This window comes from Agrobacterium sp. 16-172Ci (assembly GCF_053522725.1).
The window spans coordinates 471077-497063 of the sequence record NZ_JBNWBW010000001.1; the positions used below are offsets into that span (position 1 = coordinate 471077).

Annotated in this window: 25 protein-coding genes, 1 tRNA gene and 1 pseudogene; 7 read left to right on the top strand and 20 right to left on the bottom strand. The window is 59.1% G+C overall.

Going from position 1 to position 25987, the window contains the following annotated elements; genetic code table 11:
- The first annotated feature begins 365 nt into the window (after positions 1-365).
- The 3 genes from visN to ACQZ40_RS02390 all read left to right on the top strand — a co-directional run bounded on the left by visN (position 366) and on the right by ACQZ40_RS02390 (position 3832).
- Positions 366-1097: a transcriptional regulator VisN gene (gene visN, locus ACQZ40_RS02380; RefSeq protein ID WP_065654475.1), complete on the top strand. Its 732-nt coding sequence runs from the start codon at positions 366-368 to the stop codon at positions 1095-1097.
- Positions 1098-1150: 53 nt separating this feature from the next.
- Positions 1151-1852: a transcriptional regulator VisR gene (gene visR / locus ACQZ40_RS02385; protein WP_003522758.1), complete on the top strand. Its 702-nt coding sequence runs from the start codon at positions 1151-1153 to the stop codon at positions 1850-1852.
- 132 nt (positions 1853-1984) lie between these two features.
- Entirely contained in the window at positions 1985-3832 is a 1848-nt protein-coding gene (locus ACQZ40_RS02390; RefSeq protein ID WP_078051270.1) for a methyl-accepting chemotaxis protein, read from the top strand.
- Between the two features lie 56 nt (positions 3833-3888).
- On the opposite strand, the gene ACQZ40_RS02395 is transcribed toward ACQZ40_RS02390, so the two are convergent.
- The gene (locus ACQZ40_RS02395; RefSeq protein WP_448747335.1) at positions 3889-7398 is read right to left on the bottom strand and encodes a PAS domain-containing hybrid sensor histidine kinase/response regulator; all 3510 of its coding nucleotides are present in this window, start codon (positions 7396-7398) and stop codon (positions 3889-3891) included.
- A 219-nt stretch (positions 7399-7617) separates the two neighbouring features.
- Here ACQZ40_RS02395 and mscL point away from each other — a divergent pair, with 219 nt between their 5' ends.
- From mscL to galE, 3 genes are all read left to right on the top strand, one after another.
- Positions 7618-8046: a large conductance mechanosensitive channel protein MscL gene (gene mscL, locus ACQZ40_RS02400; RefSeq protein WP_448747336.1), complete on the top strand. Its 429-nt coding sequence runs from the start codon at positions 7618-7620 to the stop codon at positions 8044-8046.
- A 154-nt stretch (positions 8047-8200) separates the two neighbouring features.
- Positions 8201-9367 (top strand): pyridoxal phosphate-dependent aminotransferase, encoded by a 1167-nt coding sequence (locus ACQZ40_RS02405; protein WP_448747337.1) that lies wholly within the window; start codon positions 8201-8203, stop codon positions 9365-9367.
- A 327-nt stretch (positions 9368-9694) separates the two neighbouring features.
- Positions 9695-10726: a UDP-glucose 4-epimerase GalE gene (gene galE, locus ACQZ40_RS02410; RefSeq protein ID WP_065654470.1), complete on the top strand. Its 1032-nt coding sequence runs from the start codon at positions 9695-9697 to the stop codon at positions 10724-10726.
- A gap of 12 nt (positions 10727-10738) precedes the next feature.
- On the opposite strand, the gene ACQZ40_RS02415 is transcribed toward galE, so the two are convergent.
- The 10 genes from ACQZ40_RS02415 to ACQZ40_RS02460 all read right to left on the bottom strand — a co-directional run bounded on the left by ACQZ40_RS02415 (position 10739) and on the right by ACQZ40_RS02460 (position 17588).
- Positions 10739-11572 (bottom strand): DUF6030 family protein, encoded by an 834-nt coding sequence (locus tag ACQZ40_RS02415; protein WP_448747338.1) that lies wholly within the window; start codon positions 11570-11572, stop codon positions 10739-10741.
- A gap of 149 nt (positions 11573-11721) precedes the next feature.
- Complete coding sequence (gene yacG, locus ACQZ40_RS02420; RefSeq protein ID WP_448747339.1) at positions 11722-11949, bottom strand: DNA gyrase inhibitor YacG; 228 nt, start codon at positions 11947-11949, stop codon at positions 11722-11724.
- Between the two features lie 3 nt (positions 11950-11952).
- Positions 11953-12576: a Maf-like protein gene (locus ACQZ40_RS02425; protein ID WP_020010410.1), complete on the bottom strand. Its 624-nt coding sequence runs from the start codon at positions 12574-12576 to the stop codon at positions 11953-11955.
- 33 nt (positions 12577-12609) lie between these two features.
- Positions 12610-12828: a translation initiation factor IF-1 gene (gene infA / locus ACQZ40_RS02430; protein ID WP_003503453.1), complete on the bottom strand. Its 219-nt coding sequence runs from the start codon at positions 12826-12828 to the stop codon at positions 12610-12612.
- A 143-nt stretch (positions 12829-12971) separates the two neighbouring features.
- Positions 12972-13460 carry an arsenate-mycothiol transferase ArsC gene (locus ACQZ40_RS02435; RefSeq protein ID WP_004432476.1) on the bottom strand — a complete coding sequence of 163 codons (489 nt, stop codon included), beginning with the start codon at positions 13458-13460 and terminating at the stop codon, positions 12972-12974.
- A 2-nt stretch (positions 13461-13462) separates the two neighbouring features.
- On the bottom strand, positions 13463-13936 hold the full coding sequence (locus ACQZ40_RS02440; RefSeq protein ID WP_004432477.1) for a UPF0262 family protein: 474 nt from the start codon (positions 13934-13936) through the stop codon (positions 13463-13465).
- A 3-nt stretch (positions 13937-13939) separates the two neighbouring features.
- Positions 13940-15238, bottom strand: coding sequence for a histidinol dehydrogenase (gene hisD / locus ACQZ40_RS02445; RefSeq protein WP_448747340.1), 1299 nt, complete (start codon positions 15236-15238; stop codon positions 13940-13942).
- Positions 15239-15370: 132 nt separating this feature from the next.
- On the bottom strand, positions 15371-15811 hold the full coding sequence (locus ACQZ40_RS02450) for a DUF2948 family protein (protein ID WP_004432481.1): 441 nt from the start codon (positions 15809-15811) through the stop codon (positions 15371-15373).
- Between the two features lie 114 nt (positions 15812-15925).
- The gene (gene murA / locus ACQZ40_RS02455) at positions 15926-17218 is read right to left on the bottom strand and encodes a UDP-N-acetylglucosamine 1-carboxyvinyltransferase (RefSeq protein WP_004432483.1); all 1293 of its coding nucleotides are present in this window, start codon (positions 17216-17218) and stop codon (positions 15926-15928) included.
- A gap of 103 nt (positions 17219-17321) precedes the next feature.
- The gene (locus ACQZ40_RS02460; RefSeq protein ID WP_448747341.1) at positions 17322-17588 is read right to left on the bottom strand and encodes a hypothetical protein; all 267 of its coding nucleotides are present in this window, start codon (positions 17586-17588) and stop codon (positions 17322-17324) included.
- A 155-nt stretch (positions 17589-17743) separates the two neighbouring features.
- Between ACQZ40_RS02460 and ACQZ40_RS02465 the strand changes: the two genes are divergently transcribed.
- Positions 17744-17818, top strand: a tRNA-Thr gene (locus ACQZ40_RS02465).
- Between the two features lie 187 nt (positions 17819-18005).
- Here ACQZ40_RS02465 and ACQZ40_RS02470 read toward each other — a convergent pair.
- The 9 genes and pseudogenes from ACQZ40_RS02470 to flgA form a co-directional block, all read right to left on the bottom strand.
- Positions 18006-18947, bottom strand: a complete 942-nt coding sequence (locus ACQZ40_RS02470; protein ID WP_065654466.1) for a flagellin N-terminal helical domain-containing protein — start codon at positions 18945-18947, stop codon at positions 18006-18008.
- A gap of 240 nt (positions 18948-19187) precedes the next feature.
- A complete protein-coding gene (locus tag ACQZ40_RS02475; RefSeq protein WP_020810650.1) occupies positions 19188-20150 on the bottom strand; it encodes a flagellin N-terminal helical domain-containing protein in 963 nt (320 codons plus the stop codon).
- Positions 20151-20558: 408 nt separating this feature from the next.
- On the bottom strand, positions 20559-21479 hold the full coding sequence (locus ACQZ40_RS02480) for a flagellin N-terminal helical domain-containing protein (RefSeq protein WP_065654464.1): 921 nt from the start codon (positions 21477-21479) through the stop codon (positions 20559-20561).
- Positions 21480-21851: 372 nt separating this feature from the next.
- Positions 21852-22589 (bottom strand): flagellar type III secretion system pore protein FliP, encoded by a 738-nt coding sequence (gene fliP / locus ACQZ40_RS02485; protein WP_059760555.1) that lies wholly within the window; start codon positions 22587-22589, stop codon positions 21852-21854.
- The gene (locus ACQZ40_RS02490; protein WP_065654462.1) at positions 22586-23086 is read right to left on the bottom strand and encodes a flagellar basal body-associated FliL family protein; all 501 of its coding nucleotides are present in this window, start codon (positions 23084-23086) and stop codon (positions 22586-22588) included. Before ACQZ40_RS02490 ends, fliP begins: the two co-directional genes overlap by 4 nt.
- A 28-nt stretch (positions 23087-23114) precedes the next feature.
- Entirely contained in the window at positions 23115-23834 is a 720-nt protein-coding gene (gene flgH, locus ACQZ40_RS02495) for a flagellar basal body L-ring protein FlgH (protein WP_078051262.1), read from the bottom strand.
- The gene (locus ACQZ40_RS02500; protein ID WP_078051261.1) at positions 23831-24367 is read right to left on the bottom strand and encodes a MotE family protein; all 537 of its coding nucleotides are present in this window, start codon (positions 24365-24367) and stop codon (positions 23831-23833) included. The genes flgH and ACQZ40_RS02500 overlap by 4 nt, the downstream gene beginning before the upstream one ends.
- Positions 24364-25419, bottom strand: a pseudogene (locus tag ACQZ40_RS02505) (flagellar basal body P-ring protein FlgI); the annotation flags it as partial. The gene ACQZ40_RS02500 and the pseudogene ACQZ40_RS02505, both read right to left, overlap by 4 nt.
- A 62-nt stretch (positions 25420-25481) precedes the next feature.
- Complete coding sequence (gene flgA, locus ACQZ40_RS02510; protein WP_059760559.1) at positions 25482-25970, bottom strand: flagellar basal body P-ring formation chaperone FlgA; 489 nt, start codon at positions 25968-25970, stop codon at positions 25482-25484.
- Positions 25971-25987: the final 17 nt, after the last annotated feature.

The window sequence follows — 25987 nt, forward strand, 5'->3', positions numbered from 1 at the left end:
AAAAGGCCGGTTTTACCCGGCCTTTTTTCCGTTTTTGGGCTTTTCGCTATGCTTGGGGGGCGAGCCGTGGCAATCTCGTTTCAGGACAGTGTTTACAAAAAATTCAGCAACGATACAGTTTGCTGGGAATTGGCTGAGAATGCCGTTTATGGATTGAACAGCTTTTCAGTATGTTTTTTTAGTAATAGACGAGCAGGGAAATACGTGGAAAGGCTGGTGTCAGGTAATGGCAAATCCCAGTCCGTTCCATAAAATGAAGTGATTCGGTCTCCGGGGGCTTGCCGTCCCATTTTGGTAAGCTTCTCGAATGGAATGATTCCATCCCGAGGTATAATCTCCCACTGGGAGCAAGAGGGCGTAGGCGATTGAAAGTCGATGTTGATATCCGCAGGCTGTCTGCCAAGCCTATGGAGGGCATGGGTAAACCCTTGCCGCGCGATCAGCTTGCTAAAAACGTCGCAGCCACGGCTGCTGCCGGTAACGTTGCAGGCGCACTGGATCTGCTCGTAACCTACGCTGGCGCCTCGCATTATCTGCTGGCGCGGGATGATCTTCTCGAAGAAACCGGACTGAAATTCATCGTCACCTCCGACTGGCCTTTCGATCTGGTCCGCAGGCTTGGTGTCGAACTGGCCAACAGCCAGAACAGATCGAGCGAAATGGAGAAATGCCTTTCGCTTCTGCAGCCGCGGCTGCTCTTCCTTCCAGACGATGTTTCTGTCCCCTACGGCATAGACCGGCAATATTCGGCGCTGTCTTTCTGTGTGGGACGCATCCGGCTTTCGCTGCTGCTGCTGTTTCCCGAAGAAGCGGTGCCTTCGCCGGAACGGCTGCGCGAAATCGCCCTGCTGACGGGCTATTGCGTCAGCTTCGGCATTGCCAGCGAAGCAAAAACCGTGCGCGATATCGATCTCACGGAGCGCGAGCTCGAATGCCTGTTCTGGATCGCGGAAGGCAAGACGAGCGATGAAATTGCGATGATCCTTGGCATTTCGCGCAATACGATCAATAATTACATTACAAGCGTGATGCGTAAAACCGCGACGAAAACCCGCTCGGAGGCAATTGCCTACGCCGTGCGCAACAACCTCGTATAATGGTCGGACGGATGGTACAGACGAAAGACAATGAGGGTTCAGGTCAGACTGGCATGTTTTACCGCAGCCCTGTCGTGACGAGCCGGTCAGATCTTTTTCCGAAGCTCGTCGCCATGCAGAAGCTGGTCGGCGCGCGAAATTTCGTGGTGACGAAGGCTGCGGCTTCCGGTTTCCCGAACAAGAAGAAGCTGACCTGCGAGCTGGAAAACTGGGGCATGAATGCCGCAGAGCAGAGCGCGCAGTTCATCCGCGCCGTCGGCGACATTCTTCTCGATCATATCGAGACATCGCTCCTGCCGGTCATCTGGCGCAACAAGAATGCCGGCGGCTTTGCCGATCTTCCCGATGTGCCCGCACTTCTGCGCCGCATCGAAAATGACACATTGCCCTATGCGGGGCTGGCGCTCCCGGTGCGGCTCGGCACCATCGGCAATGGTTACATCGTCTTCTGCGGCACCAACCTCGTTCTCGACAATGAGGTCGTGATCGAACAGCACATCAAATGCTGCGAGATCATGGTGGACATGCTGGCGCTGGACGAGCGCAAGGCGGCGCCTTCGGAAGCGCTGAGCGAGAGGGAAATCGCCTGTCTGCAACTGGCGGGGGACGGCCGTATCAGCGAAGAAATCGCGGTCAAGCTCGGGCTTTCCGTGCACACCGTCAACGCCTATCTCGGTTCGGCGACGATCAAGCTCGATTCCGTCAACCGTATCCAGGCGATCGCCAAGGCCATCCGGCTCGGTTATATCCACTGATGGCGGACGGGTTTTCCCGTCCCTCATAGGCCGGCCGGCTTGTGCCACCCTAAAAGGCGCTATCGACGCTTCGCGTTTTTTTAACAGTTGCCTACTAGAACTTTTATAAGTTTGGCTTTGGGGAACTGTTTCATGCACAACCGGCTCTTTAAGTCCGTTGCCGGCAAGGTCGTCGCGTTGACGATCGGCCTGATCACGCTCAGCGTGGCGGCAGTTGGTTTTTCGACCTACATTCGCTTGAAGGACAACATCATCACCACCGCGCTGCGTGATACGCACAGCGCAATGCGCAGCATGGCGATCCTTTACGAACTGAAGGTCGGCGGCGTCGCCCTCGAAATGGTGGATGGGGACCTCAAAAGTGTGGGTCGCGCCAGCATCGGAACGATGCGCGACAATGATCTCGTCGACCGCACCGCAGCCGGTAACGGCGGTATTTCTACCGTGTTTGAAGCCAAGGGCGGCGAGTTCATTCGCATGACCACCAATCTGAAGAACGAAAAGGGCGAGAGAGCAGCCGGCACCAAGCTTGCTACCGATCATCCCGCTTTTGCGAAAGTCTCCAAGGGTGAGGCCTATTTTGGCACCGCCACGCTGTTCGGCACCAGCTACATGACCGGTTATATGCCGGTTACGAACAAGACCGGCGCAACCGTCGGCATCCTGTTCGTGGGCGTTCCCATGGATGTCTACGATGCGCAGATATACAGCCTGCGCGACATGATGCTGATCTGCGGCGCGCTCGCCATGCTTGGCGTCGGATTGCTGGCCTATTTCGTCATCAAGCGCACGCTTCAGCCGCTTGGCAAGCTGACCGATGCGGTGAAGTCCCTTTCGGACGGCAATCTCGACACGCCGATCCCCTATGCCACCAACACCAATGAATTCGGCAACATCGCCCGTGCGCTGGTGATTTTCCGCGAGAATGCGATCGAGAAACTGGCGATTGAAGGCAAAAGCGCCGAGGAACGCTCCGCAGCCGAGTCCGAACGTCACCGCAACGACGCCGAGAAACAGGAGCTCGACGGACAGATCGAGTTTGCGGTCAGTGAGATTGCTTCGGGTCTCGGCAGGCTCTCGCGTGGCGATCTGAGCCGCACGATCGAGACGCCTTTCGCTGGTCGTCTTGATCGTCTGCGCACGGATTTCAACGAATCTCTTCTCAACCTGCGCGATGCGCTGGGGCAGATCCGCGAGCGCACGCTCATCATCCAGCATAGCGGCTTTGAAATCGAGCAATCGTCGGTCGATCTGTCGAAGCGCACCGAAAATCAGGCCGCCTCGCTGGAAGAAACCGCCGCCGCCGTGGACGAAATCACGGTTACAGTCAGATCGTCGGCCGAGCGGGCGCGGGAGGCCAATGAGGCCGTGCGCATCACCAAGCAGAGCGCCGACAGCTCCGGTTCGGTCGTCAGCAACGCCGTCGACGCCATGGGCCGCATCGAAGACGCCTCGCGCAAGATCGAGCAGATCATCGAGGTCATCGACGACATCGCCTTCCAGACCAATCTTCTTGCGCTCAATGCCGGCATCGAGGCGGCGCGTGCGGGTGAGGCGGGCAAGGGTTTTGCCGTGGTGGCGCAGGAAGTGCGCGAGCTTGCCCAGCGCTCCGCCGACGCGGCCCGCGAGATCAAGCAGCTCATCAACCAGTCGACGCATGAGGTCAGCTCCGGTTCGAAGCTGGTGCAGGAGGCGGGCACGGTTCTTTCCGCCATCAGCCAGCAGATCGTTACCGTCAGCCAGCATGTCGAAACCATCGCGACGGCGACGCAGGACCAGTCCTCCGCGCTTCATAACGTCAACAGCTCCGTCAACCAGATGGACCAGATGACGCAGCAGAATGCGGCGCTTGCCGAACAGTCGAGCGCGGCCAGCCGGGTGCTTTCCGGCGAGGTGGAAGCGCTGCTCGATCTGGTGCAGCGGTTCCAGATGGAGCAGGGTTCGGCGACCGGCAGGGATCGGTACAATCAGGCGGCCTGATAGGTCTGTTTTTTGAAGGTCAAAAACCGCTCCCGGATCGCAAGGTCCGGGAGTTTTTATTCGGCCGCTGCGCGCACCGTACTGGATATCTGGTTGATATAGGCCCGCAGCGCCGCCGGTTTGACCGGTTTGTGCTGAACCGAAATCCCGTATTTTTCGGCATCACTGCGCACTTCCGGGCTGCGATCCGCCGTCACCAGCAGGGCAGGGATCGTCTTGCCGTAAAATGTCCTGATGAGGCGGATGGCGCTGATGCCGTCGCCATCGTCCAGATGGTAATCGGCGACGATGACGTCTGGAGCTTGGGTCAAAGTGAGGAAGGGTTCCTCAAGCGTCGCCACGGAACCTGCGGGTAAAACCTCACAACCCCATCCCGTCAAGAGCAGCGTCATGCCCTCGAGGATTTTCGGCTCGTTGTCGATGCAGAGCACCCGGACGCCCTGAAGGCGGTCGCTGGCTGCCCGACGGGTTATTCCACTATCGGCTTTGGCCGGTACGAGGCGATCCGCCTCGCGCGGCAGGTGGATGCGAAAGGTCGTGCCTTTTCCGGGGGTGGAAATCAGCTGTACCGGATGGTGCAGCATGCGCGACAGCCGATCGACGATCGAAAGACCGAGCCCGAGGCCGGATGCTGTTCTTGCGCCCTCGTCCAATCGGGCGAATTCCTTGAAGACAGTGCGAAACTTGGAAGAGGGAATGCCGATACCGGAATCCGTCACCTGAATGACCACTTCGCCGCCCCGGCGGCGCGCACCGACGACCACTTTGCCCTTCAAGGTGTATTTGATGGCGTTGGAAACGAGATTCTGTATCAGACGCCGCAGGAGATTGGGGTCGGAGCGGACCGTGAGCGAGGTTGGCATGACCACAAGGTCGAGGTTCTTTTCCTGCGCCATCGGCGCGAAATCGGTTTCGATGCGTTTCAGCAGCTCATTCAGCGGCACGGATGTCATGCGCGCCTTCATCGAGCCGGTGTCGAGACGGGAAATATCGAGAACCGCGCCGAGAATGGTTTCGACCGATTCCAGCGCCGAATCGATATTGTGGACGAGATCGCTTTCTCCCGATGCGCCAAGCCGTTCGACCAGGGAGGAGGAATAGAGGCGGGCGGCATTCAGCGGCTGGAGAATATCGTGGCCGGCGGCGGCGAAAAACCGTGTCTTGCCGATATTAGCCTCGTCGGCGGATGCTCGCGCTTCTGCCAGTTCCCGGTTGACGCGGGTAAGCTCCACGGTTCGCTCCGCCACGCGCTGCTCCAGCGTCTCGTTTGCCTGTTTCAGCGCCTGATCGCTCGCCACACGCTGGGTGATATCGGTGAAGGTGGCGACGATGCCCTTGTCCGGCATGGTGTTGGAGCGCACTTCGATGATGCGCTCGCCGCCCGCCAGCACCAGCGAGAAGGGCAGGTCCATGGTCAGGAAGCTGGTAATCAGCTCATTCGTGTCGCCATCAGGCATATCGCCCCGTTCCTGCAGCATCGAAACGATATCCGTCAGCGGTACGCCGACCTGCCCGAATTGCTCGGGCAAATCCAGCAGCGTGCGGAAGCGCCGGTTCCAGATGGTCAGCTGCTGCGAACTGTCGAAAACCGCAATGCCCTGATCCATCTGGGCGAGCGCCGTTTGCAGCATGTCCTGATTATATTGCAGGGCCTCGCTTGCCTGATCGAGCAGCCATGCCGTGTCCGCACTGGTATCTTCCGCCTTCTGAAGAATGATCGAAAGGACCAGGCGGGCTGAGGAGGAGCCGATGGCGCTGCCCAGCAACTGTTCGGAGAAATGGATCAGCGCCATGTCCGCCGGCTGATCGTCATTGAGCTTCCTGCCCGCCGTCTTTTCATAGGTCGCGAGTGACCGCAGCATGCGCTCTTCGCCAAGATAGCGCGCCACCGCGCTTTTGAGGTCGCCGACGCTGACACGGGTTTTCCAGCCGCGTGTCGCAAATTGCGATTTCGAGTGGCGCTTGACGAAGATGCCGGACTGGATGCGCTCCACCGGCCTCGGATTGCGCGAAAGCGAGCCGAGCACGAAGGCAAGGCTGTTGACGAGCAGGCTGAGAATGACCGCATTCACGAACGGGTCGGCTTCAGGCCCATTGAACACCGTGCTGCCGGAAAACAGGAAGCCGAGAATATTCGCCGCGACCTCGGAATTATCCGGCCCGCCGAAGCTTGGCAGGAACAGCAGATAGGCCCAGACGAAAAAGCCGGAACTTAAGCCGGCGATTGCGCCGCGCGCATTGGCGCGCCGCCAGAACAGCCCGCCGAACAAGGCAGGGGCCATCTGCGCAATGGCGGCGAATGCCAGAAGGCCGATGGAGGCGAGGCCCGTGGCGCTGTCGGCGGCGCGATAATAGCCATAGCCCAGAAGCAGCACCGCAAAGATTGCCGTCCTGCGGATGTTGAGCAGCGTCTTGGCGAAGTCGTCCCGGTGCGGAGAACGGTTCAGGAGCTTCTGCCGCAGGAAGATCGGCATGACGATATCGTTGGAAATCATGATCGATAACGCCACCGAGGCGACGATCACCATCGCGGTCGCCGCCGAAAATCCACCGATGAAGGTGATCAGCGACACGACCGGCATTTGGTGATTGAGCGGCAATTGCAGCACATAGAGATCGGCATCGCCATTGGCGCCGAGCGTCAGAATGCCGGCCAGCGCTATCGGCAGCACGAAGATGTTGATCGCGATGAGATAAAGCGGCAGCAGGAACCCCGCCATACGCAGCTCCTGCGGCGTGCGGTTTTCAACCACGGTGACGTGGAACTGGCGCGGCAGCAGGATGATGGCGAAGCCGGAAAGCAGTGTCATAACGATCCAGCGGCTGACGGGCGTGTGATAGGATATGGCCCGCATGGCCTGTTCGTTATCGGAGGCGAGCTGCCACAGATGCACGGGACCGTCGAAGAGCACGAAGAGCACATAAAAGCCGACGGTGCACATGGCGACGAGCTTGACCAGCGATTCCATCGAGATCGCCAGAATGAGCCCGTCCTGATGTTCGGTGGCATCGGTGTGGCGGGTGCCGAACATGACGGCAAACCCCGCCATCACGATGGTGACGACCAGCGGCAGATCGAGGAAATAAAGATTGCCGCTGCCAATGCCGTAATCGCCGGGATCGACCATCGTCGCCACCGAGCTGGAAACGGCTTTCAGTTGCAGAGCGATATAGGGAATGGCGCCGACGAGAGCGATGATGGCGACGATCATCGCCACTGTGGAGTTCTTGCCGTAACGGGCGGCGATGAAATCCGCAACGGATGTCAGCTTTTCCGTTTTCGCCAGTTCGACGATGCGGCGGATGATCGGCATGCCGATGGTGAAGGCAAGGATCGGGCCGGTATAGATGCCGAGAAATTCCAGCCCCCTGTCTGCCGCAAGCCCCACACCGCCGAAATACGTCCAGGAGGTACAATAGATCGCCAGGCTGAGCGCATAGACGAACGGACGCCCCTTGTTCGGAGCGTTTCTTTTGCGGCTCTTCCTGTCCCCATAGCTTGCAACCGCAAACAGCAGCAGGACATAAGCGAAGGCCGAACCGAATATGATCCACCCAGGAAGCACGCATCCTCCCCATGCAAGAATTCCCTGATATCAAGCATAGGCGAATTCCGCGCCGTTGAGAATGAGCGCGGTCTGAGCATAAAGTTCAAGGCGAGCGTGCAAAAAAGCTAATAAATGCAATCCCGCGGATTCCAAATGAAGCCCGTACCCTATATGGTTTAACCCGTAGGGACAGTCACATAGCTTCAGCTCGCGAAGCAGGAGAGAGGGACAATCTGAATGCTTAACGAATTTAAAACCTTCATTGCCCGCGGCAATGTCATGGATCTGGCCGTGGCAGTGATTATTGGCGCAGCCTTCAACAAGATCGTTGAGTCTGTCGTGAACGATCTGATTATGCCAATCGTGGGCGCGATTTTCGGAGGGTTCGATTTCTCGAACTACTTCCTGCCCTTGAGTGCAAATGTCACCGCGCCTTCGCTGGAAGCCGCACGGGCTCAGGGTGCCGTTTTTGCTTACGGCAGCTTCGTCACCGCCGTCATCAACTTCCTTATCCTGGCCTGGATCATCTTTCTCATGGTGAAGGGCATTAACACGCTGCGCACCTCCGTTGAGCGCAAGAAAGTTGAAGAAAAGGCGGAAGCGGCACCGCCGCCGGAAGACGTCAAGCTCCTCACCGAAATCCGCGATCTGCTGAAGACGCGTTGATTGTCGCCATCGTCTCCGGCCTGATGTGCCGGCCCATGCGGCCGGCTTGTTCCTACCGGGGATGACCCATAAAGAAAATCCATGATCTCCTCACGGAATATCATGCACACGGCTGGTTCGATGCGATAAGAAGGCACCAAACGGAGTGTCTTTAATGTCCATTTTGAACAGTCTGAGTGCGCGCTCTCTGGCGGCTCCCGAGAGCGGCATTGTTGAAGTCGTGAATTATGCCCGGGGGCGGGACAATCTCCTGCCGCTTTGGGTTGGCGAAGGCGATCTGCCGAGCCCAGACTTCATCAATCAGGCCGCCATCGATGGGCTGAACAAAGGCGAAACCTTCTATACCTGGCAGCGCGGCATTCCCGAATTGCGCCAGGCGCTGAGCCGTTATTACGAGCGCCATTTCGCAGCGTCGCTGCCGCCGGAGCATTTCTACGCTGCCGGTTCCGGTATGCAGGCCATCGTGCTAGCCGTGCAGGCGTTGACCTCGCCGGGCGACGAAATGGTCTATCTGTCTCCGACATGGCCGAATATCGTCGCCGCCATCGGCGTGGCGGGTGCGAAGGCGGTTCCGGTCGGTATCGATTTCCGCGACGGCCGCTGGGATCTCGACATCAACAGGCTGGAAAGCGCGATCACGGATAAGACGAAGGCGCTTTTCATCAATACGCCTTCCAACCCGACCGGCTGGACGGCGACGCTCGACAATCTCCGCGACGTTCTGGCTCTCGCCCGCAAACACGATCTGTGGATCGTCGCTGACGAGATTTATGCGCTCTATCATTATTCCGGCAGCCGTGCGCCGTCCTTCCTCGACGTCATGGAGCCGGACGACAAGATCGTCTTCGCCAATTCCTTCTCGAAGAACTGGTCCATGACCGGCTGGCGCGTCGGGTGGCTTGTCGCCCCGCCTGCCATCGGTCAGGTGATCGAGAATCTCATTCAATATTCCACCTCAGGCGTGGCGCAATTCATGCAGCGCGGCGCGGTCGCCGCCCTCGATCACGGCGATGGTTTCGTCCGGGAGAATTACGAACGCGCTCTGACATCCCGCGACATTCTCTGCGATGCGCTCATCGCGACGAACCGTGTGGAAACCCTTAAGCCGGACGGCGCCCTTTATGCTTTCCTCAAGATTGACGGCGTGACGGACAGCCGGGCGACGGCGCTGGATATCGTCGACAAGACCGGGGTTGGTCTTGCGCCCGGCACGGCCTTTGGCCCGGGAGGAGAACTGTTTCTCCGCGCCTGTTTCCTGCGCAACCCCAGGCAGATAGAAGACGCGGCCGGCCGGCTGGCATCCTATATCCTCGGCAGGTAAGCGTCGGCTTTCCGTGCAATGGTTTCTCCTGCCGCGCCGGGATCGCGCTGCGGTAGGGAAATCGACAACAAAATCACAGCGAAGACCTAAAACTGCAACCCCACGGCGCAACCATCGACGTGGGGGATTTTCTGTGATATGCGCTCCTTGTTCCATTTATGAGAACATTTTCACTAATAGATAAAAAGCACTTCATTGCGCTAACCAATCGTAAGCCACCTTTTAAATGGGGCGGGGCATTGGTCGCGTATTCGCTGTGCAAGTAATCAATGATGAAGAATTATTGGCTTTGATGAGCTCAAGAAAAGCAAACAGGGAAGTAGTGTCATGGCTGTTCTGGTCACGGGTGGGGCCGGTTATATAGGAAGCCACATGGTGTGGGCTTTGCTCGATGCCGGGGAAGAGGTCGTTGTTGTCGACCGGCTTTCGACGGGGTCGCGTTGGGCTGTTGCGCCGGCGGCGCGTTTTTATCTGGGCGATGCGGCGGACCGCGCCCTGCTCGACCAGATTTTCGAAGAAAACCAGATCGAGACCATTTTCCACTTCGCAGGCTCTGTCAGCGTTCCTGAATCGATCAGCCAGCCGCTCGAATATTACGAAAACAATACGGGCACGACCCGCGCCCTCGTCGCTGCGGCGGTCGCCCATGGCATCCGCAATTTCATCTTCTCCTCGACAGCCGCCGTCTATGGAAACCAGCCCTTTGATGGCCCGGTTCCTGAAACCGCGATCCTCAGCCCGGAAAACCCCTACGGCCTGTCGAAACTCGCCTCTGAAATCATGCTGCGCGATGTCGTGCAGGCGCATGACTTCAACTATGTGGCGCTGCGTTATTTCAACGTCGCCGGAGCCGACCCGCAGGGCCGCGCCGGGCCTTCGCCCACGGGCGTGGCCAACCTCATCAAAGTCGCCTGTGAAGCCGCAACCGGTCGCCGCGACCAGGTGGAAGTTTACGGAACGGATTACCCGACCGCCGATGGCACCGGCGTCCGCGACTATATTCATGTCAGCGACCTGATCGACGCCCATATGCTGGCCATGGCGCATCTGCGCGCCGGTGGCGGCACCCGCACGCTCAATTGCGGTTATGGCGTCGGTTATTCGGTCCTGGACGTCCTGCAGGCCGTACAGCGGGAATCGGAACGTGATTTCCCGATCATCCATTGTCCGCGCCGCGCGGGCGATATTGCGACCATGGTAGCAGATTCGTCGCGTATCCAGTCGGAACTGGGCTGGCGTCCCCGCTTCGACGATCTGGCGACAATCGTTCGCACAGCGCTCCAGTGGGAGGCCAAACGTCAGGCCCAGCAAAGCGACAGGATTCCGCCGGTGCGGCGCAAGCTGGCTGCAATAGGCTGAGCGGCCTTCGCCTCACCGGATAAGGTCTTTCGTGACGGACGCATAGGGCGCCGGCCGATCCAGTGGAGCGGCTGGGCTAAGCCAGCGATCCCTGTCGAAGAAGCTGCGTGTCAGCTTCAATCCCGGCGATTGTTCGCTTGCGAGCAAAATCACGTTCAGGCGATGCGGCGCCGTCGGTTCCGGTTTCATGGAAACCGAAATACCGAAATGTTGTGCGTGATAGGGCTGCATCCGGCGTGCCGGCTCAAGCATGTCCGCCAGATCGGCCCAGCGTGTCTGTCCGATAATCATGGCGAGCGCTTCATCGAGCTTCGCCAGAACGGCCGCTCCGTCCGGCGTTTTGGGCGCAACGGCCTTCATCCTGATGGAGCGAATTTCTCCGGACGCTTCGCCCCTGATTTCAAGAAAGAGCGATGCCCGCTCGGCCGGGTCCGATGCGTTTCCTGCCGCAAGATCGGCCATACATTCGAAGCTGCGGATGTTGACCGGGCTCGCGTGCCAGCCCTGCGGGTTTGAGAAACCTGCGGCTGTAAAGCGTTCGCAAAGCTCCTTGCCGGAAACAACGAAATCGCGGGCAAAAGATGCTCTGTCGCCCACTTGCTCGAACTTCAGCAGATGCGGCGGCAGCGAGACTTTCTGGGTGGCGAGTTTCTGCCGTTTGACGGGGTTCATCTTCGGTGGCGTGGCGGATTGTATGGCGGGCGTCAGATTGAGATAGGCCAGCAGGCTTTTGAGGTGCTTCTTGTCATTGGCCAGCAGCACGGTTGCGCCTATGGCAAGGCAAACGGCCAGCACCGCAAACAGCAGCGCGCCATGGCTCACTCTCTTCTGCAAGCCTGCGTCCATCGCAAGACCTTAAGGGGCTGGCGGAAAAAGGCGTCAGCCGGTTCTGATATGGTTTTTCGGGCTGTCGGCAACCCGGTGAATATGTGGTGCGAGCGGTTGCTCTGAAAATCTTATGCAATCACCGCCGAAGTTTCCGGCGGTGCAGGTTCTCATTCGGCGTTATTCTTGCCGCTGTCCTGTCCGCCGGCGCTGCTTTCATCGTCCGCAACCGGAATGGCGTAGGAGCCGTTCAGCCAGCGGGCGAGATCGAGCGAGCGGCAGCGATCCGAGCAGAAAGGATAGTCTTCGCGCGTCGAGGGCCGCCCGCATTCAGGGCATGGCTGGGATTTGCGAAGCGGGGTGACGTTTCCAGCGCCTTCGGTGGGGGACTTTGCCATGGCCTATCCTTCGAGCCAGCCCGAAGTCACCTCAAATCCTTCTCCGGAAAGAAGCGACATGGTTTCATAAAGCGGCAGGCCGACGACATTGGTATAGGAGCCGGTCAGTTTCTGCACGAATGCGCCGGCAATGCCCTGGATGCCATAGGCTCCCGCTTTGCCGCGCCACTGGCCCGACGCGATGTAAGCCTCGATCTCCCGCGTGGAGAGTCGCTTGAAGCGAACTTTGGTCTCCGCCACCTTCTGGCGGATCTTGCCGCCGGGGGTCACAAGGCAGATGCCGGTGTAGACCCAATGGCTGCGTCCCGAGAGAAGATGCAGCGCCGCCGAGGCCTCTTCCGTATATTCGGCCTTGCCGACGATGCGGCGACCGACGGCGACCACCGTATCGGATCCCAGAACATAGGCGTCTTTCCACGCCTGTTCGTTCTTCAGCGCGGCCTGCGCGGCTTCCGCCTTCTGCAATGACAGACGGCGGCAGAGCGTGCGCGGATGCTCGAGCTTGGCCGGCGTCTCGTCGATATCCATCGGCATCAGACGTGCCGGTTCGATACCGATCTGATGCAGCAGCTCCAGACGCCGCGGCGAGCCGGATGCCAGAACGAGCTTTTGTTTTGAATTGGTCATTGCGCTGCCCGGGCGTCCGATGCGGAACGTGGATTACTTGAAGCGATAGGTGATGCGGCCCTTGGTGAGGTCGTAAGGCGTCATTTCGACCAGCACCTTGTCGCCTGCCAGAACGCGGATACGGTTCTTACGCATGCGGCCCGCCGTGTGGGCGATGATTTCGTGGTCGTTCTCAAGCTTCACGCGGAATGTTGCGTTCGGCAGCAATTCGGTTACGATGCCCGGGAATTCAAGGACTTCTTCTTTTGTCATGTAAGGGTTTTCTTCCTGTTGATAGTGCCGGACATATCGAGTCCGGGAAAATTGCGCGGAAACTACACAATCCCGGCACATTTGTGAACCTCTAAAGCATCGGCTTGAAAATCGCGATTGATTTTAACAGGCCGAGGCAGTTTTCAGTCTTTTGAAAGCGTATCCGCCACCGGCTGCTGCCGCCTCGGCAGTCGTTCCGAGATCAGCTTTGCCAGGTGGTCCCGCACCTCGCGATAGGCGTCGAGAATCTGCTCGCGCGTGCCTGTGATCACCGTTGGGTCCATGGTCGGCCAATAGACCACGTCCAGCGAATTTGAGCGCGTCAGTTCCAGTGCGGCGTGATGGGCTTCTGGCGTCAATGTAATGATCAGATCGAAAAAATCATCCTCGATCTCGTCCAGAGTGCGTGGTTTGTGCTTGCCCAGCGAAAAACCCTGTTCTTCCAGCACCGCATCCACGAATGGATCGCGCTCGCCGGCCCGCACGCCGGCGGACTGGATGTAGATGCCGGGCGCCACCAGCCGTTTGGCGATGACCTCCGCCATGGGGGAACGGATGGAGTTCATGCCGCACATGAAGAGGACCGATTTGGGCGCTCGTCCCTCGTTTGGCGCTGCGGCAGGATCGATCATCTCTAACCCCGCCAATAAAGCACGCAGACAAGGGTGAAGAGGCGGCGCGCCGTGTCGAAATCGATCCTGATCTTGCCCGAAAGCCGGTCCATCAGCGTCTGCGAGCCATCATTGTGAATGCCGCGCCGGCCCATGTCGATCGCCTCGATCTGGCTCGGCGTAGAGGAGCGGATCGCTTCGTAATAGCTTTCGCAGATCAGGAAATAATCCTTGATGATGCGGCGGAACGGCGTCAGCGACAGAATATGGGTCGCGACATCCTTCTCGTCTTCGGTGCGGATTGAAAAAACCAGCTTGGCATCGACCAGCGATATATGCAGCCGATAGGGGCCGCCATCATGGCCGAAGGGTTCGAAGCTATTTTCTTCGATCAGGTCGAAAATGGCGACGGCGCGTTCATGCTCCACGTCGGGCGTGGACCGGCCGATGCTGTCGTCCAGTACCACGTCGCAAAGCCGGAAATCGCCTGAAGCCATCGCTTAACTTTCCGGATTGAGGCGAATGGAGACGGAACGCGCATGCGCGTCCAGTCCCTCGGACCGGGCAAGGGTGATGGCCGCGGGCGCGAGCTGTCGCAGCTGCTCCGGTCCAAGCCGCAGGATCGAGGTGCGCTTGACGAAATCCAGCACCGAAAGCCCGGAGGAGAAGCGCGCCGACCGCGCCGTCGGAAGCACGTGGTTGGAGCCGCCGACATAATCGCCGATCACTTCCGGCGTATGGCGTCCGACGAAGATCGCGCCCGCATTGCGGATATGCGCCATCAGGGCATCCGGGTCATCGACGGCGAGTTCCAGATGCTCGGCAGCGATGCGGTTGGCGAGCGGAATGGCGTCGGTGAGCTTTTCGACCAGAATGACCGCGCCGAAATCGGCCCAGCTTGCCGCCGCCGTCTCGGAGCGCGACAGGCGCTTCAGCTGCCGCTCGACAGCGGCTTCAACAGCCTTGCCGAGTTCGGCATTGTCGGTGATGAGGATGGATTGCGCGCCGCGATCATGCTCCGCCTGTGCTAGAAGATCGGCGGCAAGCCAGTCGGGATCATTGTCCCTGTCGGCAATAACCAGCACTTCGGAGGGACCGGCGATCATGTCGATACCGACGGTGCCGAAAACCTGGCGCTTTGCGGCCGCCACATAGGCATTGCCGGGGCCGACGATCTTGGCGACCGGCGCGATGGTTTCCGTGCCATGGGCAAGTGCGGCGACGGCCTGCGCGCCGCCGATGCGATAGATTTCCTCGACGCCCGCAATACGCGCTGCAGCCAGCACCGCCGGATTGACCGCGCCGCCATTGGCCGGAACGACCATGACGATGCGCTCTACACCGGCAACTCTGGCAGGAACGGCATTCATCAGCACCGAGCTTGGATAGCTGGCCGTGCCGCCGGGCACATAAAGGCCCACGGCCTCGATGGCGGTCCAGCGCGAGCCGAGGCCCACGCCGATATCGTCCTCGTAAATATCATCCTTCGGCATCTGCCGTGCATGGTGTTTTTCGATACGCCGGGCGGCGAGTTCAAGCGCCTCGATGACGCTCTTGTCGACGGCGGCGAAGGCCGCATCGATCTCGTCCGTCGTGACACGCATCGAGACCTTGGTGAAATCGATGCCGTCGAATTTCTGGGAATAATGGGCAAGGGCCGCATCGCCGCGATGGCGGACATCGTTGATGATGTCGCGAACGGTTGCGTTGACGTCTTCGGAAACTTCTCTCTTGGTTGTCAGGAAGGCCGCGAATTTCTGTTCGAAATCCGCCGACGCCTGCTCCAGCCAGATTGCCACGCCATTACCCTTTCATTGTCCCCGCGGGCGATCCCGCGAGGTGCACGAACTTCCGCAGAAAAATTGCGGCTCTGGTATGTGGCATAAATCGAAACGGTGACGAAAGGCAACCGTTGCAATGGTGCGGTGTGCTTATTCGCTGTCTGGATGATGCGGTTTGGCAGCCGTTTCCCAGGCGCCGCTCACATCGGTCAATTGCGCCTCGATGCATTCGACATCGAGCGCGATGGCGCCGCCGCCCGAAAGCGTCAATTCCACGGCTCCATCAGGTCCTTCGCCGTTCTGCACGAAGCGGATGGCGAGAAGCGACAGCACCTGTTCCCTGTCGGCGCGGTTGATGCCGTGCGAGCGGACGGCGGAGACACGTTTCAGGAAAACGACGCTGCGGCAGCGTTCCGGCGGCAGGTTCTTTTTGTCAGTGCTTTCCCAGACGAAACGGTTGGCGGAAAGCGTGAACTGGCCGTGCTTCGGCTCGAAGGCAACATCCTTCAGCTTGAAGACACTGTCCTGCATATGCGTCGAGATGACGGAGAGATCTTCAGTATCCAGCGCGAGCAATTTCAGGCCGCTCATCTTTTTCTTCCTTCTTCTGCGGTGCGGACCGCTATTTCCATGACTTACATTGGAAATAGGCAGTCCGGGCCCACTCTGCAACGGGTAGAAAACGGATGAGCGGCGAAGACAGGATCAATCGCTGACGCGTTCGACCAGCGCACCGCAGCGGGTGAGCTTTTCCTCAAGGCGTTCGAAGCCGCGATCGAGGTGGTAGACGCGCGAAACCATGGTCTCGCCTTCCGCCACGAGGCCGGCAATGACCAGCGATACGGAAGCGCGCAGATCGGTCGCCATGACAGGCGCGCCCTTCAGGCGGGAGACACCCTCGATGCGTGCCATCTGGCCGGAAAGCGAAATCTTCGCACCGAGACGGGCGAGTTCCTGCACATGCATGAAGCGGTTTTCAAAGATGGTTTCGGTGATATGCGAAACACCCTGCGAACGGGTCATCAGCGCCATGAACTGCGCCTGCAGATCGGTGGGGAAGCCGGGGAAGGGCTCGGTGACGATATCGACCGGCTGGATGCCGTTGCCGTTGCGCACGACGCGAAGGCCGGTTTCCGTCTCGCTGATCGTGGCGCCTGCGAGCCTGAGCGTATCGAGTGCGTTGTCGAGCAGCGCTGCGCGCGTGCCTTCCAGCACCACATCACCGCCGGTCATTGCCACTGCCATGGCATAGGTGCCGGTTTCGATACGATCCGGCAGAACGCGGTGGCGCGCGCCGGAGAGAGAGGTCACGCCTTCGATGGTGATGGTGGAGGTGCCGGCGCCTTCGATCTTCGCGCCCATGGCGATCAGGCATTGCGCCAGGTCGACCACTTCCGGCTCGCGGGCTGCGTTGTGGATGACGGTGGTGCCGCGGGCAAGGCTTGCAGCCATCAGCATCACATGTGTCGCGCCGACGGAAACCTTCGGGAAGGTGTAAACCGCACCGATCAGGCCGCCCTTGGGTGCCGTGGCGTTGATGTAGCCGCCATCGATCTCCATCGTTGCGCCGAGCGCTTCGAGGCCCTCGATAAACAGATCGACCGGGCGCGTGCCGATGGCGCAGCCGCCGGGCAGGGAAACGCGGGCGCGGCCCTCACGCGCCAGAAGCGGGCCGATGACCCAGAAGCTTGCGCGCATCTTGGACACCAGCTCGTAAGGGGCGGTGGTATCGACAATGGTGCGGCAGGTGAAGTGCACGGTGCGGGAATAGGCCTCGCCCTGGCTTTCGCGGCGGCCATTGACGGAAATATCGACGCCATGATTGCCGAGAATGCGAATGAGCTGCTCCACGTCCGCCAGATGCGGCACGTTTTCGAGCGTCAGCGTGTCGCTGGTCAGAAGCGATGCGATCATCAACGGCAAGGCGGCGTTTTTGGCGCCGGAGATGGGAATGATGCCGTTTAGCTTATTGCCACCCGTAATTCTGATGCGATCCATGCGTCCCTACGGGCCTGTGCCCGCCTTTCTTTATCGTGCCTTGCGGAAAGGCGCGTCCTTAGACGAATTTCCGCGGCGTTTCAATTTATGCTTGGTGAATTCTCTATGAGGATGATTCGTCCGTTTTTGCGGCAGGCAGGCCAATCGTCTCGTCCTCTTCGCCTGCACGGCGCGCACGAACCTGCTGTTTGCGCTTCAAAAGATTTTCACGAAGCTTCTTGGCCGCCCGCGCCTTGCGCTCCGCCTCACGCTGCCGCGCCTTTTCGCCAGGCCCCGCCTGCGGCTTGCCATCGGCCACCGGGGCGGATGCTTCCGCGGAAGAGCCGGCGGAAACCGCTGCCTTTGCCTGTTTGTCATGATGTCCGTTCATAGATTCAGCAATATCTGAAAAATGTATTTTTCAACAGGGGGCACGCTTTTTTGCCCCGCTTGATGAAGAATATCGTTTTGCGACTTGCGCTCGTCAAAAACCTATGGCAATAGGCCGCCACGCTTGATGCTGAAGCAAACGCTTCGGCACCGGATGCTGCTATAGCTCAGGGGTAGAGCACTCCCTTGGTAAGGGAGAGGCCGAGAGTTCAAATCTCTCTAGCAGCACCATTTCTTTCCAAAGTTTCAAATGTTTACGCGGTTGTTCAACCGGTCGCCTGCAGCGGTTGATGCATGCGCGCGCCACGCATTTCGCGGCAAATGGAAAACCGCGCCCCTTGCGAAGCGCGGTTTCCATATCCGAATATTCTGTTGCTGCCAGAGCGGGACGAAACCGCCCGTAGCCATCGGGCGCCGCTTACTGACGGAATAGCGACAGGATATTTTCGGAACTGGTATTGGCGATGGAAAGCGACTGGATGCCCAGCTGCTGCTGTGTCTGCAATGCCTTGAGGCGGGTTGATTCTTCGTTCATGTCCGCATCCACCAGGCGGCCGATGCCGCTGTCGATGGAGTCGGTAAGCTTGGAGATGAAATCTTCCTGCAGCCCGATGCGCATCTTGATGGAGCCGAGCGCGGAAGATGCGCTGCTGAGCGACTGAAACGCGGTTTCGACATCGGTGAGAAGATTGCCGATGGTGTAGGTCGGCGGCGTTGCGCTATCGAAAAGCTTGAGATCGATGTCCCATACGGAAATGCCCGAGGCTACGCCGGCCTCTCCGATGATGCCTTTTGTGGTATCGAGCGTTGCGGGCGTGCCGGTCAGGCCAAAAATCACATTGGGTGTTTCCGTCGCGGTCGTCGTGTCAACAAGGGTATAATCGGTTTTCGTAACGTTGACGGAACCGCTGCCGTCACGGACAAAGCCGGAAACGACGGTCTTTGCGCCGGTGCCCAGCAACCAGTTTTCGCCGCTGAAAGATGCGCCCTGCGCAATCGATTCCAGCTGCTTTTTCAGCTGGTCGATTTCTTCCTGGATCTTCGTCTTGTCGACGCCCTCTTCAGTTGCCGCGACGATTTTCGATTTGATTTCTTTCACGACTTCGACGGCGCTTTCCATTGCGGAATAAGCGACATCGATCTTCGCAGCACCCAGTCCCAGTGCATCCTGAACCGCGGAAAGGGCCATGTTGTCCGAACGCATGGTGGTCGCGATCGACCAGTAAGCGGCGTTGTCGGAAGCCGTTTTAACGCGCAGCCCGGAAGAAACTCTGGATTGTGTCTCTTCGAGCTGGCCGCTGATCGCACGCAGTGTCTGAAGCGCCGACATGGCGGCGGTGTTTGTCAGAATACTTGTCATAATTGCCCCTCTGAGCTGGCTAAATGGGAAGGGACATTCCGGGATCGCCGGAAACGACAACGCGGCGTGATGCCTGTTAACCTCTTTTTCGTCTTGGTTAACGAGTCGTTTCGATGGCCTGATTTAGCGGTGATTTGGTTAATGAAGTCTTAATCAAGAAATTTCTAAATTTTGCAGTCAATTGCACAAACAAAAACCGCGCCTTTCGGCGCGGTTGATTTTTTCGCTTTCGGTCTTCGATTAACGGAAGAGCGACAGGATGCTTTCGGAGTTGCTGTTGGCGATCGAGAGAGCCTGAACGCCGAGCTGCTGCTGGGTCTGCAGGGCCTTGAGGCGGGTGGACTCTTCGTTCATGTCAGCGTCCACGAGGCGGCCGATGCCCTTGTCGATGGAGTCGGACAGCTTGGAAGCGAAGTCTTCCTGCAGGCCGATACGCATGGAGAGCGAGCCGAGCTTGGCTGCGGCGCTCGTCATTGCCTTCAGGGAGTTTTCAACCAGCGTCAGTGCTTCGGCCATGTTGGTGGCGCGGTCTGCGGCTGCATACTGGGTGATGTCCAGCGTGTAGACGGACTGGGCGGCGACGGTCGTGAACGTTCCGGTCGTGCCGAGAATGCCGGTCGTATCGGGAACGCCTGCGGAGTCAACCGAACCGAAAAGAGTGTTGCCGGTAGCGGTGCTGTCGAGGGCGTATTTCGTGGTCGTGACGTTAACGGCACCGCCGGTGGAGCGAACGAAGCCAGCAACGACCGACTTGTCCGGGTCCGTGCCGGGCGTGGTAGCGCCGAGGGTCGACGCGCCTACGAGCCAGTTTTCGCCGTAGAAGGATGCGCCCTGTGCGATCGATACGAGCTGGTTCTGCAGCTGATCGATTTCTTCCTGAACCTTGGTGCGGTCGACGCCTTCTTCAGTTGCCGTGACCAGCTTTGCCTTGATTTCCTTAACGACTTCGATTGCCGATTCCATGCCGGCAGAAGCGGTGTCTACCTTGGCAGCGCCGAGGCCGAGAGCGTCGGAAACCGAGGAAAGCGCCATGTTGTCGGAGCGCATGGTGGTCGCGATCGACCAGTAGGCAGCATTGTCAGCAGCTTCGCCAACGCGGAGGCCGGAGGAAACGCGTGCCTGGGTGGATTCCATGTTCTGGCCGATGGTGCGCAGAGTCTGGAGCGCAGACATTGCTGCGACATTGGTAATAATGCTCGTCATGGTAGTGTGCCCCTTGAATGGCTGATTAAAGAAGGGACATTCCGGTTTCACCGGGAACGGCGCACAGCATCATGCCTGCTAACTGGCTGATTTTTAACGTTAGCTCGCCGTTTCGATGAGCTTAGGTAACGCCAGTTTGGTTAATGAATTGATAAGCGGGAAAAGAAAATCAGCATTATGAAAATTCAAAATTACAACTCTCGCGCGTGCGCGCGCGTATCCCGAAATATTTAAAAAAAAGATAAGGCCGCATCCTTATTCGGGATGCGGCCTGTCTGGTGCATTCGGTTCGATTCAGCCTATCGAACCTTTATGCTTTCTGCCCGGATATGCATTTGGTCAGCCCCCGAATGCATGTGGGAAGAAAATGGGTCCCCCAGCCCCGAAGGGCTATGAGAAGCTCAGCTCTTAGCGGAAGAGCGACAGGATGTTCTGCGAGTCGCTGTTGGCGATCGACAGAGCCTGAATTGCCAGCTGCTGCTGCGTCTGCAGAGCCTTCAGCTTGGTGGACTCTTCGTTCATGTCGGCGTCGACGAGGCGGCCAACACCCTTTTCGATGGTGTCGGACAGCTTGTCGGCGAAGTCGGTCTGCAGGTCGATACGTGCAGACAGCGAACCGAGCTTGGCGCCGGCGCTGGTCATCTTCGTCAGAGCGGTTTCAACGGAGTAGAGGGCGTTGTCGAGATCGTCGGTGGTGACGTTCATGTCGAGAACGGAGATCTGGGTGTAGGTCTTGGCGCCGACAGTCGTCGTCGCACCGGTGGCGTTCAGGATGCCGGAGTTGGCGTCGATCGTGCCGGGCGTAGCTTCCGTGTAAAGCATGGAGTTGGCGTCGAGAGCGTAGTCCGTCGTCTTGACACTGACGTTGCCGCTGGCGTCACGAACGAAGCCGGAAACAACCGTCTTGGTGGCGTTGGCGCTGGAAACGAGCCAGTTTTCACCGTTGAAAGACGCGCTCGTGCCGATCGACTTCAGCTGGTCGAGCAGCTGCGTGACTTCTTCCTGAACCTTGGCCTTGTCAACGCCCTGTTCCTTGGCGGCAACGACCTTTGCCTTGATGTCGGTGACAACCTTGATGGCGGCGTCCATACCGGCAGATGCGGTGTCAACCTTGGCAGCGCCCATGCCCAGTGCGTCAGATACTGCACCGAGAGCCTTGTTGTCGGAGCGCATGGTGGTCGCGATCGACCAGTAAGCAGCGTTGTCCGAAGCCGAACCAACCTTCAGGCCGGAAGAAATGCGGTCCTGCGTGGTCGACAGGTCGGAAGCAATGGAACGCAGGGTCGAGAGAGCGGCCATTGCGTTGGTGTTGGTGAGAATGCTTGCCATAATAAATGTGTCCCTTGTTTTTACGAGATACTGGAGTGGGGACATACCGGGTTTGGTATTACCGGTCGCAACGTTTCGGCTTCATGCCACTCGGTTCGGAAATGCTTAGTTTCAGAAACCAAACCCGCTGCGTGTAGAAAGAAACTCGCAGCGAAAAATTGCCCAATTATTAATTTGAGCGCCAAGAAATATTGGAAAATACTTATAGTTACTTTTTGATTTAGGTAAATGGTAATTTTTTTATTGAAAAATATAGTTACCAAGTCGCCATAAAAACTGGTAACCAAAACGTAAAAACGCGCAAAACCCGCGTAGCTGGGCACGCGGGGTTAAAAAACAGGGTTAACGGGTGTCAATCAGGCACAGAGGCCGTCAGTTGAACGATCTGACGAGACTGCCGACCAGCAGGTTCCAGCCGTCGATCAGCACGAAGAACAGGATCTTGAACGGCAGCGAAATCGAGGTCGGCGGTAGCATCATCATGCCCATCGCCATGGTGATGGTTGCGACGATCAGATCGATGACCAGAAACGGCAGGATGATGAGAAAACCGATCTCGAAACCGCGCCGGATTTCCGACAGCATGAAGGCGGGAACCAGCACGCGGTAGTCGACGACATTGTCGGTCATCACTTCCTGGCCGCGCTCGCGGGCGATGTCCACGAAAAGCTTCAGATCCTTGTCACGCGTATTGGCGTTCATGAAGGTGCGGAAGGGCTCGGCGATGCGCTGCACGGCCTGCTGTTCGTTGATCTGGTTCTGCAGAAGCGGTTGCACGCCGTCGGTCCAGGCTTTGTCGAAGGTGGGCGACATGACGTAGAAGGTCATGAACATCGCCATCGACAGCAGGATCATGTTGGACGGGGTCGAAGCCAGTCCCATGCCGGATCTGAGGATCGAAAAGGCGATCACGAAGCGCGGAAAGCTCGTGACCATGATCAGGATGCCCGGCGCGACCGAGAGAACCGTCAGCAGGCCGAAGGTGCGGATGATCCATGCCGCGACGGAGCCGTCTATCTGCGTGTTGAACAGATCGGACGGGAATTGCTGGGCACTGGCAAGACCCGGCAAGGCAAGGAGGACGGCGATGGTTACAAGAAATCGAATCATTCGATGACAAAGGTCCGGAACATGACCTTGGATACGCGCCCTTGAGAGCGCAGGTCAACTCGTTCCTGAATGTCATCCTTAAGATATTGAAAGCCGCGCGGCCCTTCCAGCTGCTGAAGGGAGACGGTACGGACATAGGCCATGATGTCCTGGTGGATTTCTTCCGCGAGACCCACCTCGACCGGCCCCTTGAACATCAGCGCCACTTCCAGCCGCACCCAGTTCGTCGAGGGATAGGCGAGGTTGGTGGTAATGGGATCGAGCTGGACGATGCCGTTGGCCTCGGCCGAGATTTTCTCGATGCCCTCTTCCTTTTTCTCGCCGTGTCCGCCGGCGGCAGCCGGGGCATGCGCCTCCGCGCCGGCGATCTTCGGCGCGATCATGCCGCCCACCAGCCAGCCGCCGCCCGCGCCGAGCAGGGTGAGGATCGCAACGCCTGCGATGGTCATGACCAGAGGGGAGGATTTTTTCTTGCCCTCAGCCTGTTCGTTTTCCATGGGTCAGTCCCGTTCCCGTGTGCCGAGGTCAGAGCGGCGAGAACAGGTCGACGACCTGTTGCCCGACCGGGGGCTGCTGCACTTCCGTCAGACGTCCGCGACCGCCATAGGAGATGCGCGCTTCGGCGATGCGCTCGTAGGAGATCATGTTCTGTGCATCCACATCCTGCGGCCTGACGATACCGCCGACATTGAGGATGCGGATTTCGTGGTTGACGCGCACTTCCTGCGAACCGCTGATGATGAGGTTGCCGTTTTCCAGAATGCCGGTCACCACGGCGGCCACCAGCAGCGTCAGCTTTTCAGAACGCTTGGTCTTGCCCTTTGCCTGGGTGTCGGTGTCGGAACCGTAATTGATGCTGGAATCCGCATCCGGCGTCCATCCCAGAATCTGAGCTTTGGCCTTCCAGTTCAGCCCACTGGAATTGGTGCGGTTGCGCTCGGTCTCGTTGTCGAAGTCGGCCTTGTCGTTGATCTGGATGTTGACGGTCAGGATGTCGCCGATGTTGAGCGCGCGCAGATCCTTGAACAGGGCGCCCTGGCTGTCGCTCCACAGCGAATAGCCGCTCGCCATGTGCTTCGGCTGCTTCGGATACATGCCCATCTGCGGCGTCTGGCTGAATTGCAGGCCGCTGCCGATCGGGCTCATCGCGGGTGCGTTGCCGATTTCCTTCAGGGTCTGGTTGTTCTGGCAGCCGGCAAGCAAGGCGAGCGGCAGGAGGAGGGCCGGAAGACGACGCGTGCTCATGAAGGATCCTTCGAAGTGTTTTTATCGGTTGCCTGCGACATGATGCCGGCGACGACGGCGGCCTTCTGCGCATCCATCTCGCTGAGGATGAGGCCCGACTGGCGCGGGGGCAGCTGCATGATGATGGCGGCCGCTATTTCCACATGCATCTTTTCGAGCTGCGGCGCGGCGGCATCGGCCTTCATCGTCTTGTAGATATCGACGAGATTGCTTTTCGCCTGATTGAGGAAATGTTCGCGGCGGGCCAGCCAGTCCTCATATTCCGCCTTGCGGTCTTCCAGCACGGCAATGCGCTCATTGACGTCGGACTGCAGCTTTTCCAGCTCCTGCTTTTGCAGCAGATAGCGCTGGTCGCGGGCCGCATCGGCGATGTTGGTGCAGAATTTCTGGATTTCATCCTGCGTGCTGAGTTCCGAAACCACGTTCTGCTGGCTTTCCGCGCCAGCAGCGGGAAGCAGGAAAAGCAGCGAGGCGACGGCCGCGAAGCGGACAAGGCCGTTCGGGAAAGAGTTGTTCTTCCGAGTTTCCATCATTGCAGCACAAGCTCCGCCTGAAGGGCGCCGGCGGATTTGATGCCTTGCAGAATGGCGATGATACCGTCCGCCTTGAGCCCGATGCTGTTGAGACCGGCAACCAGCGTGCGAAGGTCAGGCCCTTCGACGATGGCAACCTTGCTGCCTTCCTGCAATGCCATGATATCCGTCTGCGGCTGAACGGCCGTCTGGCCGCGTGAGAAGGGCGCCGGCTGGATGACCTGCGGCGTTTCCGTTACCTGCACGGTCAGCGTTCCGTAGCTGACGGCGACGCGGGAGATGCGCACATCCGCGCCGATGACGATCGTGCCGGTGCGCTCGTTGATGACGACCTTGGCCGGCGTATCCGTTTCTACGGTCAGGTTTTCGATTTCCGCCATCAGCCGGGTCAGATCCGCGACACGGGGCTTCTGCACCGCGATTTCCTGCGAATCGCGCGGCTCGGCGATGGGATCGCCATAACGGGCGCGCGCAAAGGCGTTGACGACATCGGCGACGCGCACCGCTGTCGAAAAATCGGGATTGCGCAATTGAAGGACCAGATTGACCGAATCCTTGAACTTGGACGGCAGCTCCCGCTCGATGATCGCGCCGTTTGGCACGCGGGCAGAGGTCGTGACGCCCTGCGTCAGCGTCGCGGCATCGCCCTGGGCGGAAAAGCCGTTGACGATCAGCGCCCCTTGGGCGACTGCGTAAATCTGCCCGTCCGCGCCGGAAAGGGAGGTCATGATGAGCGTGCCGCCGCGCAGCGACGAGGCGTCGCCCAGCGAGCTGACCGTCACGTCGACACGGCTGCCGGGGCTGGCGAAGGGCGGCAGATTGGTCGTCACCATCACGGCGGCGATGTTCTTGGCGTTCGACTGGCCGCCCTGCGTGGTTATGCCGAGATTCTGCAGCATCGCGCGCATGGATTGCTCGGTAAACGGCGAGGAGCGCAGGCTGTCGCCCGTGCCCTGCAGGCCGACCACGAGACCGTAACCGATCAGCTGGTTGTCACGCCCCGCCTGCAGCGATGCAATATCCTTGATGCGGGATGTATCCGCGTGCGCTGCCGGAACGGAAAGGAAGGGCTGGGCCGAAAACAGAATGGCCGCGGCCAGGATACGAAGCGCTCTCATTTCGCCATCACCTGAATGGTTCCGTCCTTCATGACCGTGCCGTTGACGATGACGCCGGAATCGATGTTGCGCACCCGCACGATTTCGCCGAGCGAGCCGTCGGTCATCGGCGTTCCCGAAGCCATCAGCGTCATGTTGCCGATGGTGAAGACGAGTTTGACGCTGGTGCCGCGCACCACAAGCGAGGGTTCGCGCAGGGCGGCAACGGGGATCGTGCGTCCGGGAAGCAGGGTCTGCTTGGAGATCATGCCTTCCACTTCGCTGATATCGCTCGCATAACCCGAGGAAATATTGGGATTGGTCACTTCCACCGGCTTCACCTGTTCGGGCGTGATAGTCTCGCCCGGATAGATCGTGCGGGTGGGAACCAGCGCCATCGGCGCCTGGGCAAGAGCGGGCGTCAGGGCGCCCAGTGAAAAGGCAGACGCAAGGCATATACGGACGAGCGCCGTTCTGCTGCTGCTATGTTTCCGGCCAAACCTCATGTTCGCCTGCCTTTCCG

Bases quoted from the DNA above. Each gene is read 5' to 3' on its own strand.
- ACQZ40_RS02415 (WP_448747338.1), bottom strand. From the start codon at position 11,572: ATGGACGCAGGCTTGCAGAAGAGAGTGAGCCATGGCGCGCTGCTGTTT.
- ACQZ40_RS02440 (WP_004432477.1), bottom strand. From the start codon at position 13,936: ATGGCTTCAGGCGATTTCCGGCTTTGCGACGTGGTACTGGACGACAGC.
- ACQZ40_RS02500 (WP_078051261.1), bottom strand. From the start codon at position 24,367: ATGATGGAAACTCGGAAGAACAACTCTTTCCCGAACGGCCTTGTCCGC.
- ACQZ40_RS02480 (WP_065654464.1), bottom strand. From the start codon at position 21,479: ATGGCAAGCATTCTCACCAACACCAACGCAATGGCCGCTCTCTCGACC.
- galE (WP_065654470.1), top strand. From the start codon at position 9,695: ATGGCTGTTCTGGTCACGGGTGGGGCCGGTTATATAGGAAGCCACATG.
- ACQZ40_RS02435 (WP_004432476.1), bottom strand. From the start codon at position 13,460: ATGATCGATCCTGCCGCAGCGCCAAACGAGGGACGAGCGCCCAAATCG.
- ACQZ40_RS02425 (WP_020010410.1), bottom strand. From the start codon at position 12,576: ATGACCAATTCAAAACAAAAGCTCGTTCTGGCATCCGGCTCGCCGCGG.
- yacG (WP_448747339.1), bottom strand. From the start codon at position 11,949: ATGGCAAAGTCCCCCACCGAAGGCGCTGGAAACGTCACCCCGCTTCGC.
- flgA (WP_059760559.1), bottom strand. From the start codon at position 25,970: ATGAGGTTTGGCCGGAAACATAGCAGCAGCAGAACGGCGCTCGTCCGT.
- ACQZ40_RS02390 (WP_078051270.1), top strand. From the start codon at position 1,985: ATGCACAACCGGCTCTTTAAGTCCGTTGCCGGCAAGGTCGTCGCGTTG.
- murA (WP_004432483.1), bottom strand. From the start codon at position 17,218: ATGGATCGCATCAGAATTACGGGTGGCAATAAGCTAAACGGCATCATT.
- fliP (WP_059760555.1), bottom strand. From the start codon at position 22,589: ATGATTCGATTTCTTGTAACCATCGCCGTCCTCCTTGCCTTGCCGGGT.
- mscL (WP_448747336.1), top strand. From the start codon at position 7,618: ATGCTTAACGAATTTAAAACCTTCATTGCCCGCGGCAATGTCATGGAT.
- infA (WP_003503453.1), bottom strand. From the start codon at position 12,828: ATGACAAAAGAAGAAGTCCTTGAATTCCCGGGCATCGTAACCGAATTG.
- ACQZ40_RS02470 (WP_065654466.1), bottom strand. From the start codon at position 18,947: ATGACAAGTATTCTGACAAACACCGCCGCCATGTCGGCGCTTCAGACA.
- ACQZ40_RS02405 (WP_448747337.1), top strand. From the start codon at position 8,201: ATGTCCATTTTGAACAGTCTGAGTGCGCGCTCTCTGGCGGCTCCCGAG.
- visR (WP_003522758.1), top strand. From the start codon at position 1,151: ATGTTTTACCGCAGCCCTGTCGTGACGAGCCGGTCAGATCTTTTTCCG.
- ACQZ40_RS02475 (WP_020810650.1), bottom strand. From the start codon at position 20,150: ATGACGAGCATTATTACCAATGTCGCAGCAATGTCTGCGCTCCAGACT.
- ACQZ40_RS02450 (WP_004432481.1), bottom strand. From the start codon at position 15,811: ATGAGCGGCCTGAAATTGCTCGCGCTGGATACTGAAGATCTCTCCGTC.
- ACQZ40_RS02490 (WP_065654462.1), bottom strand. From the start codon at position 23,086: ATGGAAAACGAACAGGCTGAGGGCAAGAAAAAATCCTCCCCTCTGGTC.
- ACQZ40_RS02460 (WP_448747341.1), bottom strand. From the start codon at position 17,588: ATGAACGGACATCATGACAAACAGGCAAAGGCAGCGGTTTCCGCCGGC.
- flgH (WP_078051262.1), bottom strand. From the start codon at position 23,834: ATGAGCACGCGTCGTCTTCCGGCCCTCCTCCTGCCGCTCGCCTTGCTT.